Origin of the sequence: Bacillus sp. 3a (assembly GCF_017161885.1) — a bacterium.
Lineage (GTDB): Bacteria > Bacillota > Bacilli > Bacillales > Bacillaceae > Bacillus > Bacillus safensis.
On sequence record NZ_CP067376.1, the window covers coordinates 2,184,638 to 2,197,795 of the forward strand.

Sequence of the window (13,158 nt, forward strand, 5' to 3'; positions counted from 1 at the left end):
TTGTAACACCCAATTAAAACAAATGTACAGGAAAACGAAAAAGTTTATAAAATTTATGATGGATCGGTGATCTATTGGTTTATTTTTTGAATATTCATGTTATAATGACAAATTAAATAAGGTTAAAGAGAAAGGATCTTGTACATGAAACCGTTGCTCAAAGAAAATACGCTAATTCAAGTGAAAGACATCTTAAAAGCCCATCAAAATTTGAAGGATGTAGTCATTCATACACCACTTCAAAAAAATGAGCGACTTTCTGAACGATATGAATGCAATGTCTACTTAAAAAGAGAGGATCTTCAAGTAGTTCGTTCCTTTAAATTAAGAGGCGCTTTTAATAAAATGAGCCAGCTTCCAAAAGATAAACTAGAAAATGGCATTGTCTGTGCAAGTGCTGGAAATCACGCGCAGGGTGTTGCCTATTCTTGTAAATATTTAGGCATCCACGGGAAAATCTTTATGCCTGCTACGACGCCAAGGCAAAAAGTATCACAAGTGGAGCTGTTCGGAAAAGAATATGTTGAAATTATCTTAACCGGAGATACGTTTGATGATTCGTATCATGAAGCCGTAAAATGCGGAGATGAAGAGAAGCGCGAATTTATCCATCCGTTTGATGATCTGGATGTGATGGCAGGACAAGGAACGACTGCTGTCGAAATCTTAAATGATATCGAAGTGGAGCCTCACTTTTTATTTGCAAGTGTCGGAGGTGGAGGTCTGTTATCTGGTGTTGGTACATATATCAAAAATATCTCACCAGAAACCGAAATCATTGCAGTCGAACCGCTTGGCGCAGCTTCACTGCATGCCTCGCATGAGAAGGGCGAGGTTGTGACACTTGATTCGATTGATAAGTTTGTAGACGGAGCAGCGGTTCAGCGAATTGGCGAAAAGACGTTTACATCGCTTCAGTCTGTTGTCGATAAAATCAGTCTTGTACCAGAAGGGAAAGTATGTACAACGATTTTAGAGCTGTATAATCAATGTGCGATTGTAGCAGAACCGGCTGGCGCATTGCCGATCGCAGCATTAGATGCTCATCGCGAGGAGATCAAAGGGAAAAATGTTGTCTGTATTGTCAGTGGAGGAAATAATGACATCGGCAGAATGCAGGAAATCAAAGAACGCTCGATGATCTATGAAGGGCTTCAACATTACTTTATTGTCAATTTTCCGCAAAGAGCAGGAGCGCTTCGTGAATTTTTAGATGAAGTGTTAGGGCCAAATGATGATATCTCACGCTTTGAATATACGAAAAAGAATAACCGAAGCAAAGGTCCTGCGCTAGTCGGCATCGAATTGAAAGAAAGAGATGACTATGCAGCGCTGATTGAGCGGATGGATAAAAAAGGATTCCACTATGTTGAAGTGAATAAAGATCAAGATTTATTCCACCTATTTATTTAGGCTTAACAGATAATTGGAAAAGAGGATTGATCGTTTGTGCTGCTCAAAACAATATGTTTTAGACGGATGGATGGAGCTCAGATCAAGGTAACAGAAGTCCCTGTTCTAAAGGGAGATGAGACGTATCGTTTCATGCTCACCTTTAGACTTGAAGCTTTCTTGAAAAAAGTCTATGTATCTAAAGGAAAGAGAGCTGTGTACTCTTTCAGAGAGGATGTGAAACGTAACGTCAAGTGGAGCACATATGAACAGATCTATCAGGAGCCTACATTGAAACACAATGCGTAAGCAGAAATCTTTGTCAAAAGGGGGAAGCAGCCATTTTGAAATGGCCGCTGCTCAGTTTGGCAAGGATTTTTTTCATGACAAGAAGAAAATGTGACAATTTCAAAAACGTTAGGTCAGTTGTTTTCAAGTGTGCAGGAAATAAGGTAATATCATAAGTAAAGACTAAGACAGCAAGGATGAGACGATAGTGAAACAAATTAAAATTGTAACAGATTCAACTGTGGACCTTCCGCAAGAAAAAATCAATGATCTTTCCATTCACGTGATTCCGCTCAATATCTCCATTTCTGGAGTTGATTATATTGACCGAGTGAATATACAGCCAGATGAATTTATTGAAAAAATGGAGGCCGCTGAGGAACTGCCGAAAACGTCTCAACCTGCGATCGGTCAATTCGTCGAATTATATGAAAAGCTGACGGCAGATGGAAGCGAAGTGATCAGTATCCATTTAACTGGTGGAATGAGCGGTACTGTTCAAACTGCTGAAAGCGCTTCGAAAATGGTAGATGGAAATATCACGGTGATTGATTCGAATTTTATTTCCTATGGATTAGGATTTCAAGTCATCAAAGCAGCAGAACTAGCCAAAAAGGGTGCAAGCCGTGAAGATATTATCACAGAACTAGATAAAATCCGTCATCAAACAAAGCTATATGTCACGATCGATACATTAGAAAATCTCGTCAAAGGCGGCAGAATTGGAAGAGGAAAGGCGCTCATCGGCTCACTTCTTCACATCAAACCTATTGCCAGCTTAACAGACGGGGTATATACGCCAGAAGCGAATGTGAGAAGCTACTCTGCGCTTGTCCGCCATCTGACAAAACAGTATGTACAGGCGGTGAAGGGAAAAACAGTTCAAGCCATTGGGATCGCACATGCAGATGCATTAGAACTCGCTGAAAAGCTAAAAAAAGCGCTGCTTGATCACACACCTGAAGCACTGATTGACATCGCCTACACAACACCGATTATTTCGTGTCATACTGGAAAGGGCGCAATAGGCTTTACTTTTTATACCGATTGATAGAAAAAGGGGATGGACATATCATGTATAGAAAAAGGGGAGCCTTACTTGGTGCGCTTATGGTGGTAAGCGTGCTTCTTTTAGTCTCATGTTCAAATGGACAAATCAAGGATGCTTTAAATTATCAAATAGAGCCGTTTGAGTTTGAAAACCAAGATGGCCAAAAGGTGTCATTGGATGATTTAAAGGGGAAAGTATGGGTCGCTGATTTTATTTTCACAAGCTGTGAAACGATTTGTCCGCCGATGACTGCTCATATGACAGAGCTGCAAAAACGGTTAAAAGAAGAAAAATTGGATGCGCATATCATTTCCTTTAGCGTGGACCCAGAGGTCGATTCACCGAAAAAGCTAAAGGAATTTGCAAAAGCCTATCCATTGTCCTTTAAAAATTGGGATTTTCTCACTGGGTATTCACAGGCAGAAATTGAAAAATTCGCAATGAAAAGTTTTAAAACCATTGTAAAAAAACCTGAAGATGAAGACCAAGTGATTCATCAGTCCCTGTTTTTCCTTGTCAATCAAGATGGGAAAGTGATGAAAAACTATGATGGGGTGCAAAACACACCTTATGATGACATCATCAAGGACATCAAAACGCTGAACCGAAGCTAGCATAAGGATGTTCAAATGGGCGAAAACATGATACACTTTTTTAATCAGAAAAAGGAGGGACATCATCGTTTGAAGGCTCGTTTGATTTTGATTGTGATGTCTCTAGCTTTTGTTCTTTCTGCATGTTCCGCGCAAGAGGCTGGCATAAAGGATAAACTAGAAGACACACCAAAAGTAAAAGAACATATTACCATCGCAGCGGTTGGAGATTCCTTAACAGAAGGAATCGGAGATCAAGATAAAAAAGGCTATGCAGGCATGACCCGTGACAAGATAGAAGCAGTGGACGGCGTGCAGTCTGTCACATTAAAAAACTATGCCATTAAAGGCAGTAGAACAGTAGATTTATTAAAAAGATTAAAAGAAAAAAAGGTGCAGGACGGACTGAAAGACGCTGACTATATTTTCTTTACGATCGGCGGGAATGATCTCATGCATGTTGTCCGTCAAAATGTGCTTAATTTGACGTTTGCTCCTTTTCAAAAAGAGCAGGGTCCTTTTGAAGAGCGCTTTAAAACCATTCTTGCTCAACTGAGAGAACAGAATGCTCATGCGAAAATCATGTATGTCAGCATGTACAATCCTTTTAAATTCAGTTTGTCTGAGCTGCGAGATATTGATGAAGTCGTTCAAGACTGGAATGCCGCTGCCAAAAAGGAACTCAGAAAAGACGGCAATGCGGATATGGTCAATGTAGCAGATTTATTTGAAGAAGGTTCTGATGAAAAATTACTGGCAGAAGATGATTTCCACCCAAACCAAAAGGGGTACTCTCTTATGGCAAATCGTTTATTCTCCGAAGTGAAAAAAGAAGGACTGCCGAAGGAATAGGGTGAAACAGATGAAAAAATGGAAAAGCTTATTTTTTATTTTACTTGCAATCAATCTATTGATTGTGATTGGCTGCGGTATTTTGATGCTGCTGCCAGGCGGTCAATCCGCTTCAACCAAAGAAGTGAAAAGCGAATATGCTTTTAATATATCCAGCTCAAAGGAATCACTCACCAGCTTTGTGAATGATTATTTGAAAAATCAAGGATCAAATGATATGCCAGACTTTCATGTAGCAATCGATCAAGATGTGAAAGTAACAGGCGCAATTAAAGCTTTCTCTTCAACGATTGATGCAAACGTCTCATTTACGCCCACTGTTGAAGATAATGGTGATGTGCTTTTGAAAGTGGATGACTTTTCAATTGGACAATTGAGTATTCCGATTAGTTTTGTTTTAAGCTACATGGGTCAGTTCTATGAGCTGCCAGAGTTCGTTCATGTAAAACCGGATCAAAAAACGGTTGAAGTGCGTCTTTCAGAAATGCCGCTGACGAATGATATGTATGTGAAAGCAAACAAAATTGATCTACAGAACGATGAAATTGAATTTTCATATTATCATCCAAAGCAATAGAACGTGTGAGTCAGGAGTGTTATCATGAAGCGAGTCTATCAATATTTTAGTTTACTGTCGTTTTTATTTGCTGCATACTTCGGCATAACAGCTGCCAATGCTTTAAAAGCAGAAAATATCGATCAGTTTTACTTAAATATTGCCTACTGTGCATTATTTCTTGGCACAATGATTCTTGCTTTTGATTTTCAAAAGCAAGAAAAAGCTGAAGATGTCTCGTAAGGAGCCTTTTCCATTTTAGGAAAGGCTCTTTTTTATAGTTGCCGAGACAAGACCACCTTTGCCATAAGTTCAGGTTCTCCGTTCGCAAAACCATGAAGCAGGATCAGGTATGCACGCTTTGTTTGTAGATGAACTTTTGGGATATCAAGCAGTACACTTTGAGTGCCGGCAGCTTTCAATTCAAAATGATATTTATTTGGAGAGAAATGATGAATGTGGGTGCTGTTTACATAATCAAGCTCCTTCGATATGATCCCTTGGTCTCGTTCATATATATCTATAGAAGGAAGGTCCGGAGACAGCTGTACAAATGTAAGGGCTGACAGGTCTTCTTGTTTGATCAAAGGAATCTGCTGCTCAGTCAGCAGTGCAAAGCCTGCACGGGCACCTGTGATACATAATGTGTAGACCTCGCCGCTCTTAAATCGAATGCGGGAATGAAGAATTCTCTCATTTGTAGCCAGTTTGAACACTTCTATTTCATACATTCCCTCATCCCACTCCATATAAGCGGTCAAATGGCTGTAAGGCATTGGTTTCATTACCTGCTTCCGGTTCACATAAACAGCAAGCTCACTGAGATCTGGTGCAGCGTGAAATAATCGAATAAAGGCTTTTGATGAAGGGCTGCTTTGAAGATGCTCGTAGGTGTCAGCGAATGGCCGATATGGAAAGTCATGATAAAAGAGCTGCTGCATGTCATCAATCCCTTCTTTCTCATGCAATGGTGTTTTTTGTAGCGTATGCATGAAAAAGAAGATCTGTATAGGCAAAAGAAGCATAGAAAAAAGCCTGACGTATTCCGTCAGGCCGGCATGTTAAGAATGAGAAGAATATTGATGATATTCAGCTAGTTTAATGAACGTTTTTTCATCCTCAATTAAACCACAAACGCCGCACTGGACTTTCATTTGAGGACCTTGATAGCTCAAGTGAAAAGGAGACAGCTGTTCTCCTTCGTATCTTTCGACAACTGCTCCTGTTGCTGGATCTAGCTTGACAGGTTCTGAAAGCTGCTCAATGAGATTAAAGCGCGTTCTGTTTGTTTTACAGTTTGGACAAAGGTAAGGGCTTGTCATGGTTCATTCCACCTCTTTTTATCCGTAGCATGTCCTAAGCGCTAAAATCTATGCTTAATCCTTTTGACTTTTATCCAGCTTTTTAAATAATTTGATCATCGTTTTTAGTTCTTCGTCATCAAATGATTCAAATCGCTCCATAAAGTATTCTGTTTTCTTTTTCTCAAAATGCTCAGTAATTTCCTTACCCTTATCGGTTAAGTGGATTTTGATGATGCGGCGGTCCTCTTTTGAACGGATACGGGTGATCCAGCCTTTTTCTACGAGTGTGTCAGTCACAGCGGTAATATGACTTGCTGACACTCCAAGAATGGAAGCGAATTCCGTTACTTTTTTTGCACCTTGCTCACGGAGCAGGTTTAAAATAAGAAATTCATTCCGAGATAATTCGTTTTCGAGCAGGCTGTTAATTTCATAACGGATCTGCTTAAATACGGTTCTCAGTAAAGTGTCCATTTCGTACATCATTTGTTTTCTTTGTTCCAATCATTAAACCCCCATTATATTTTAAAGATACGACAGAATGCTTTCTTTTATTTTGGTATACAAGTCGTATCATTTTCATTATTTTTTATCATGTTATAATATGATGATACCATTTTTAAAATGAAGGGGGCACTAATATGTCTGAAAAACAAGAATTAGCCACATTTGCAGGAGGCTGCTTCTGGTGTATGGTTAAACCTTTTGATGAACAGCCGGGCATTATCAAAGTTGAATCAGGGTATACTGGCGGACATACAGTGAATCCGACCTATGAGGAAGTATGTACAAATACAACGGGTCATAGAGAAGCGGTTCAAATTACGTTTGACCCTGACGTGTTCCCATATGAGAAGCTGCTAGAGCTGTATTGGCAGCAAATAGACCCAACAGACGATGGCGGGCAATTTGGCGATAGAGGGGAATCTTACCGTACAGGTATTTATGTTCATCATGACGAGCAGCGAAAGCTAGCTGAAGCATCGAAAGAGCAGCTGAGCCAAAGCGGGATTTTCAAAAAGCCAATCGTTACAGAAATTTTAGACGCAGGTCCTTTTTATCCAGCAGAGGAATATCATCAGCATTATTATAAGAAAAACAAAATGCACTACGAACGATATCATGTCGGTTCGGGCAGAGCCGGTTTTATTGAGTCCCATTGGAGTGATAAATAATGGCAAATGAAAAAGAAAAGCGTATAAAAGAATTAAATCGCATGCAGTACGAAGTCACGCAAAATAATGGCACAGAGCCGCCATTTCAAAATGAATTTTGGGATCATAAAGAAGAAGGTATCTATGTGGATATCATTTCAGGAAAGCCGCTTTTTTCTTCTTTAGATAAGTTTGATGCCCACTGCGGATGGCCAAGTTTTACAAAACCGCTTGAAGAGGAAGAAGTAGCAGAGAAGGTTGATACGAGTCATGGAATGGTGCGGACAGAGGTTCGCAGTAAAACTGCTGATTCTCATCTAGGTCATGTTTTTCCTGATGGACCAGGGCCAAACGGTCTTCGGTATTGTATTAACTCAGCCGCTTTAAAGTTTATCCCAAAGGATGATCTTGAAAAAGAAGGCTACGGGGATTTGAAACATCTATTTGATTGATCCATTTAAAAATCGTCACATGGAAAGCAGCTGCTTCCGTGTGACGATTTTTTATTTTTTATGATGTGTACGATGTAATTGTTCGATGATGTGGAACAGCTTTTCTTTTGTAATGAGCGGTGCTTCTTTTGAGGTGTAATTCGTTAAGTCGACTTTTTGAAAGGCAGGGTGCAAATGTGGTCTCGGTAAAATGGCATAAAATTGTTCATGTTCAAACAGTGCATCTGCTTCGTGCGGAAATGTGAGCTCCTCGTGAAGCTTTTCGCCAGGTCTTTTTCCGACTACAAGAATATCCGGAGATTTAGCATTGATTTGATCGGCATATTCATGAAACGCTTTTAGGAGATCGGCAAGCTGTAAGGACTCCATCTTGAGTATGAAGGTTTCGCCGCCTTTCATCATGATTGCTGCTTGAAGTGTGAGGGAAACAGCCTCTTCAATGGACATAAAAAAACGTGTCATATGAGGATCAGTCACGGTCAAAGGTTTTTCATTTAATAGCTGCTGGAGCATGATCGGAATAACGGAACCTCTAGATCCAAGCACATTGCCAAAGCGTACAGAGCAAAACCTCGTTTTTTGATTCGGAATACTTTCGTTTGCTTGGAAAAATAGTTTTTCTGAAATCAATTTTGTTGCACCCATGGCATTCGTTGGAGAAACCGCTTTGTCAGTTGAAATGTTGACGACATGACTCACTTCATGTTCGAGAGCGGCTTCAATGACGTGCTGCCCGCCGATGATATTCGTTTGAACAGCTTCGAACGGATTATCTTCACAAGTGGGTACTTGTTTTAAGGCCGCTGCATGGAAAATGATATCCACACCCTTGACAAGCTGTCTCACGCGGCTTGCATCCCGGACGTCTCCTAAAGCGAATACGACCCCTGGATGATCTGCGTACTCATTTTTCATCATGTATTGTTTGCTGTCATCTTTACTGAAGACGATTATCTTCTTTGGAGAGCAACTTGTTAATTTATTCACGATTTGCCGGCCGATTGACCCCGTACCGCCTGTAACCAATATCGTTTTGTCACGAAAAAAGGTCTTCAAAGTCGTTTCTATCTGTTTGGACATATCTAATCCCCCAACTCTCATTTCTCTACTTTGCATCATATGTGAAAGAGCGGCATTCGTTTGAGGAAAAGAACCACTTCATGTATAAATTAGGTGAACAAATTATAACCATCTGCTTGTTGTCTTAATAGAATATGGAGAGATAAGAGATCAACTAGAAAAACGAGAGACCTGAATACTTCAGTACTGCGGTCAGCTCGGGCAGAGAAGAAAATTGTAGGGAGCTGTGCGCGAGGGGAGAAGAGAAGACATGTATAGGGGAAATCGTATTTTAGCCATGATACCTGCATTTAGAAGTCACGACAGCCAGCATGATGAACACATACGCATATTGGCAGAGAGGCCGCTTATCTATTGGACCATTCAGCCGTTACTGCAAATGATTGAATTAGATGAAGTCATCGTCTCCTCAGAGGATGTCAATACGCAAATCATTTCATCTCACTACGGAGCAAATGTGATTGAACTGCCAAGCACACATGTGACAGATCAAACGCCGTCACTGTTAGCTGTGAAGCATGCGCTTGCTTATTTAGAGCGGGAGGGAAAAACCTTTGATATTGTGCTGTATCTGCATCCAGCATCTCCTCTAAGACAGCCGGCAGATATCGAGAAGTGCTTGCAGCTTTTAGTGGAGGGGGGATATGACTGCACCGCATCTTTTACAGAGGCGTTAGAAAACCCAAATGAAACTTGGACACTGCATGAAAACAATGAAGCTACTTTATATAAGGACAATCATTACTTTTTCATGCCAAAGCATGAGCAGCCATATACGTATGGCCGGCTAAATGGTGCGGTATATGCTTTTCATGCTCATTATGCCAAAGAATGCATTCATTCCTTTTTAGAAGGATCTGTCGGAGCATATATGATGGATCACACGCAGTCGCTTGTGGTGAAACAGGAGGCAGACCGGAAAGAGGTAGAGAAAATCTTATTAGCTCGCCGAGATGCGGAAGATCATGCATAAGCTGGCATTCAACGAGAAAAAGCGCCCAGTTATAGGGCGCTTTCAGCGTGTAGACAAACCCTCGCATTCGGTGTCAGGTCTGCGCTCCGGTGCTCACGAATGTCAAATTCGCTCCGCTCCGGTACTCGCCCTTCCTACACTGCAAAGGCTTTCTATCACGCTGAAAAGAAGACAAAGGGCTAAAATCAAGAACATTTTAGCCCTTTGTCAACAATTTGAAAGCGCCCAGTTATAGGGCGCTTTTTACAATGTCATAAAGCCTTTGTGGCATCGTATCAAATGTATTCCAGCGAACGGCTTGCTCATAGTTGTTCAGTGCGGCCGCCTTTCTTTCACCTGCATTTGATCCATAGTATTCCACCTGTTTTATCAAATCATCCTCATCTTTGTAAAAAGCAAAGCTTGAAAAAGCAGGCGGTGGATGTAGATCCGTCAATTGAAAACTTCCAGTTGCAGCAATGTCAAATGCTCTGTTATTGAGGCTCATATTTTGAATCATGGCTTTGTTTTTGTTATACGCAAATTGAGCCGGCCTATGCGGATTCAGAACAATTGCTGTCTGCTGATAGATGTCCGCCATTTGCTGAGGACTCAGCCAATTCGTTATCAGTGTGAAATCACGATAATGTCTCCGTGATTTATTTAAGTGACGGTGCCATTCCTTACCTGCAACGAGAATACGCCATTTGTTTTGCTGCAAGAGTGTATCGATGGCTTTGATGCGGTTGGGATAAGGGTAGCCAATGAGAGCAATGTCATACGTGCACATCTCTTCTGGCGATTCATTTTTCTGAAAGACACGTGTATTTGCCGGAATGGGAAAGTAGTGCGTATTTAGAGCGCCTAATTGTTTATAAAATGGCAAAACCCCTTCATCAATCGTTAATATAAGCTGAACTTCATGTGCGCAAGCAGCTGACACATCTGTATAAAAGGGATCTTCTGTCATCCAAAGAACAATCGGGATTTTTTCTTGTTTGAATTGATGAAGTACATCTTTCGGAACATGATCACCGATCATCATCAAAACAAAATCCGGAGAAAATGTCCGGATTTTGTGCATGTTAGTGGGTAGAGATTCTCTATCAATCTTTACACATGAAAAGGGGGAATCAATGAAGCTTTCTTCTACCCATTGATCAAACATGTGATAGATTCCGCCGTAGCCAGAACTGATATAAAGAAGCTTCATGATGATCCTCTCACATTAAGATGTGAATGTAACACTTTCAACTTTATCTACATCTAATAGAGTCGTTGCTGAGCCTGTAGGTGTGACAGAGCTTTCTTGTGTAACAAATACAACGCCTGTTGAAGCATCGAATGATACAAATTGAACTGGCCCAATTAAATCTCCTGAGTCAGTGACAATGCTAATGACTGTTCCTGGTGCAAGTCTTGCAAAGATCCATCTTGCTGGCTGAGATACATCGAGTGTTGTAGCAGAATCTGAAGGTGATGCCTCAGCTGCCACTTCACTTAATAAATCGTTCAATTTTTCTTCCATTTGAACTCCTCCTTCTTCGAGATTAGCTGTTAATGCATGAGTAATTGGTTTGAAAAACACTTTCAATAGTTCCTTTTTTAATTCAGCACGCTTTTCGCTCATTTTTTCCCCATCCTTTCTTCATCAATTCAAACTCACCCCTATGTATATGCCGTTCATTTTTTTTGGCATAAGCAGAACGCTGATTCCTGATCTTTTTTTCATTTAATCACTTCACACATTTTTAAAAATGTTTTCAAATGCTGAGGCTAAATGAAGTGGCGCTCATACTCTAGTAAAGATTAAATGTGAAGAGAGAGGGATTATGAATGGAATTTGAACAATTATTAGATGGTTGGAACGAAGAATTACTAGAGTCGGAAGGAGTGCTTGAAGTCATCTTGATTTTACTTCTTCTTCGTCTTTTAGAAGAAAGTGGGGAAGAGAATGTGTCAGACATCAAAGAATTACTTCGTCCATGGCTTGAGCTTGGCATTCCAGTGCCGCGTGTTCATTTAGTCAATGGAGATGTACTTCAAAACGTGGTTGTCGTGCAATTGTTTGATACGGTTGCAGTCTTTAAAAACGCGACAAATCAGCTAAGAGTGAGTGTTCCTTATGTGAACATTGTCAGCTGGGGGGCTTTTTAATCTAATCAAAAAGGATAATGATCATGAAAGTATCGGTGATTTTAACAAGCTACAATAAACCAGATTTCATTGATCGTGTGCTAAAGAGTATGGTAGATCAAACGTATCCGCATTGGGAGCTTTTGATTATGGATGATGGCTCAGAAGAGGGCACCATTCAAAAGATCCAGCCCTATTTAAGTGATGAACGCATTCAGCTGTATTCGCACACAGTTCATCCGGCAAAACGGCTGTTAACCGCACGATATGCGACGCTTATTAATGAAGCATTAACCCGTATAACAGGTGAGCTCATTTGTTATTTAACCGATGATACCGTGTACCATAAAGATCGTTTGCTTAAAATGGTGGATGTTTTTCGGTCGAAGCCTCACATAGATATTGTGTATTCCTCGCAGCGGGTCGTGCATGTTGATCAGCATTTAGTGGAAACGATGAGTTTTATTCGAGAAGCAGATCAAATCTTAGAGCATGCGTCCTTTCAAGTGGACCATTGTTCGGTCATGCACAGAAGCTGCTTGCTTCCACTGATTTATGAAAAATACGGACAATATTGGGACGATGAGCCAAAGCACTGGCATCATGCAGATTCTGTATTTTGGATGAGGCTGAATCACTTCGCTGCGTTTTTTCCATTAAAAGATGTACTGGATACAACGTATAAAACGCCTCATTCCTTTCATCATCTGTTTTCGAGTATGCCGTATGATTTAATTGACGGAACGGTCATTGAAAAAGAAGGAGATTATTATCAAATCGCAGACGGGAAACTTCATGGAATTGAAAAACGCTGGATCAATGAAAAGAACAGGCGTGCGATCCGTGTTCCACTGTTATGTGAGATGAAATATGAAATGAAAGAGAAGCTGGCAGTACCCAATTATACAGTTGTCACCGCAGATTATGGGAAAACGTTCTTTTATATTGAAGATCAGAAAAAAAGACGGTTTGCTTCAAAACGTGACGTGCAATATTTTCAGTTTCACCCAAAGGAGATCTATACGATTTCAAATGATCAGCTCCAGGCATTTGAGGATGGCAGCATCATTCAAGCTTCTCCAGTTTTCAGTCCGCCAAACAGGCGCCTGTTTAAATGGAAACAAGATGTTTATTTACTTGTGCATCATACCTTTTGCCGAATTGATCCTGAGGTCGTGAAGCGATTTGCTTTTTATCATCAGCCGATTAAGCTGTACCCATCCCAATTTGCGTTTTTTCAGGAAGGAAAGCCGATTGTGCCGCTGTATAGGGAATCGCTGCAAGAATTCGATATGTCTCTTTATCAAACATCCGGACGAAAGCACTCCTCATAAGAGGGGTGCTTTTT

Annotated in this window: 18 protein-coding genes; 12 read left to right on the forward strand and 6 right to left on the reverse strand. The window is 40.6% G+C overall.

Annotated elements, in window-relative coordinates; genetic code table 11:
- The first annotated feature begins 144 nt into the window (after positions 1-144).
- The 7 genes from ilvA (at position 145) to ypmT (ending at position 4,975) form a co-directional block, all read left to right on the forward strand.
- The gene (gene ilvA / locus JJ692_RS11185; RefSeq protein ID WP_025093104.1) at positions 145-1,413 is read left to right on the forward strand and encodes a threonine ammonia-lyase IlvA; all 1,269 of its coding nucleotides are present in this window, start codon (positions 145-147) and stop codon (positions 1,411-1,413) included.
- A gap of 36 nt (positions 1,414-1,449) precedes the next feature.
- Positions 1,450-1,701, forward strand: coding sequence for a YpmP family protein (locus tag JJ692_RS11190; RefSeq protein WP_024422728.1), 252 nt, complete (start codon positions 1,450-1,452; stop codon positions 1,699-1,701).
- A gap of 187 nt (positions 1,702-1,888) precedes the next feature.
- Positions 1,889-2,731: a DegV family protein gene (locus JJ692_RS11195; RefSeq protein ID WP_024422727.1), complete on the forward strand. Its 843-nt coding sequence runs from the start codon at positions 1,889-1,891 to the stop codon at positions 2,729-2,731.
- A 23-nt stretch (positions 2,732-2,754) separates the two neighbouring features.
- Positions 2,755-3,345, forward strand: a complete 591-nt coding sequence (locus JJ692_RS11200) for an SCO family protein (protein ID WP_206533756.1) — start codon at positions 2,755-2,757, stop codon at positions 3,343-3,345.
- 69 nt (positions 3,346-3,414) lie between these two features.
- Complete coding sequence (locus tag JJ692_RS11205) at positions 3,415-4,176, forward strand: SGNH/GDSL hydrolase family protein (RefSeq protein WP_241257940.1); 762 nt, start codon at positions 3,415-3,417, stop codon at positions 4,174-4,176.
- Positions 4,177-4,186: 10 nt separating this feature from the next.
- Positions 4,187-4,753: a YpmS family protein gene (locus tag JJ692_RS11210; protein WP_024422724.1), complete on the forward strand. Its 567-nt coding sequence runs from the start codon at positions 4,187-4,189 to the stop codon at positions 4,751-4,753.
- Between the two features lie 24 nt (positions 4,754-4,777).
- Positions 4,778-4,975 (forward strand): protein YpmT, encoded by a 198-nt coding sequence (gene ypmT / locus JJ692_RS11215; RefSeq protein WP_024422723.1) that lies wholly within the window; start codon positions 4,778-4,780, stop codon positions 4,973-4,975.
- Positions 4,976-5,007: 32 nt separating this feature from the next.
- Here ypmT and JJ692_RS11220 read toward each other — a convergent pair whose 3' ends face one another.
- The 3 genes from JJ692_RS11220 to JJ692_RS11230 form a co-directional block, all read right to left on the reverse strand.
- Positions 5,008-5,724, reverse strand: coding sequence for a DUF4397 domain-containing protein (locus JJ692_RS11220; RefSeq protein ID WP_241257942.1), 717 nt, complete (start codon positions 5,722-5,724; stop codon positions 5,008-5,010).
- A 69-nt stretch (positions 5,725-5,793) separates the two neighbouring features.
- Positions 5,794-6,054: a DNA alkylation repair protein gene (locus tag JJ692_RS11225; protein WP_206533758.1), complete on the reverse strand. Its 261-nt coding sequence runs from the start codon at positions 6,052-6,054 to the stop codon at positions 5,794-5,796.
- A gap of 54 nt (positions 6,055-6,108) precedes the next feature.
- Positions 6,109-6,540: a MarR family transcriptional regulator gene (locus tag JJ692_RS11230; RefSeq protein WP_007500780.1), complete on the reverse strand. Its 432-nt coding sequence runs from the start codon at positions 6,538-6,540 to the stop codon at positions 6,109-6,111.
- Between the two features lie 137 nt (positions 6,541-6,677).
- Between JJ692_RS11230 and msrA the strand changes: the two genes are divergently transcribed.
- Both msrA and msrB read left to right on the forward strand, forming a co-directional pair.
- A complete protein-coding gene (gene msrA, locus JJ692_RS11235) occupies positions 6,678-7,211 on the forward strand; it encodes a peptide-methionine (S)-S-oxide reductase MsrA (protein ID WP_024422720.1) in 534 nt (177 codons plus the stop codon).
- Positions 7,211-7,642 carry a peptide-methionine (R)-S-oxide reductase MsrB gene (msrB, locus tag JJ692_RS11240; protein WP_024422719.1) on the forward strand — a complete coding sequence of 144 codons (432 nt, stop codon included), beginning with the start codon at positions 7,211-7,213 and terminating at the stop codon, positions 7,640-7,642. Before msrA ends, msrB begins: the two co-directional genes overlap by 1 nt.
- Before the next feature lie 51 nt (positions 7,643-7,693).
- On the opposite strand, the gene JJ692_RS11245 is transcribed toward msrB, so the two are convergent.
- The gene (locus JJ692_RS11245) at positions 7,694-8,722 is read right to left on the reverse strand and encodes an SDR family NAD(P)-dependent oxidoreductase (protein ID WP_206533759.1); all 1,029 of its coding nucleotides are present in this window, start codon (positions 8,720-8,722) and stop codon (positions 7,694-7,696) included.
- Between the two features lie 250 nt (positions 8,723-8,972).
- Between JJ692_RS11245 and JJ692_RS11250 the strand changes: the two genes are divergently transcribed.
- Positions 8,973-9,695 (forward strand): acylneuraminate cytidylyltransferase family protein, encoded by a 723-nt coding sequence (locus JJ692_RS11250; protein ID WP_206533760.1) that lies wholly within the window; start codon positions 8,973-8,975, stop codon positions 9,693-9,695.
- Positions 9,696-9,924: 229 nt separating this feature from the next.
- Here JJ692_RS11250 and JJ692_RS11255 read toward each other — a convergent pair whose 3' ends face one another.
- Complete coding sequence (locus JJ692_RS11255; RefSeq protein WP_206533761.1) at positions 9,925-10,887, reverse strand: CgeB family protein; 963 nt, start codon at positions 10,885-10,887, stop codon at positions 9,925-9,927.
- 15 nt (positions 10,888-10,902) lie between these two features.
- A complete protein-coding gene (locus JJ692_RS11260) occupies positions 10,903-11,304 on the reverse strand; it encodes a hypothetical protein (RefSeq protein ID WP_024422714.1) in 402 nt (133 codons plus the stop codon).
- Between the two features lie 206 nt (positions 11,305-11,510).
- Here JJ692_RS11260 and cgeC point away from each other — a divergent pair, with 206 nt between their 5' ends.
- Both cgeC and JJ692_RS11270 read left to right on the forward strand, forming a co-directional pair.
- Complete coding sequence (cgeC, locus tag JJ692_RS11265) at positions 11,511-11,831, forward strand: spore maturation protein CgeC (RefSeq protein WP_024422713.1); 321 nt, start codon at positions 11,511-11,513, stop codon at positions 11,829-11,831.
- A gap of 17 nt (positions 11,832-11,848) precedes the next feature.
- Positions 11,849-13,144 carry a glycosyltransferase family 2 protein gene (locus tag JJ692_RS11270; protein WP_044335168.1) on the forward strand — a complete coding sequence of 432 codons (1,296 nt, stop codon included), beginning with the start codon at positions 11,849-11,851 and terminating at the stop codon, positions 13,142-13,144.
- Positions 13,145-13,158: the final 14 nt, after the last annotated feature.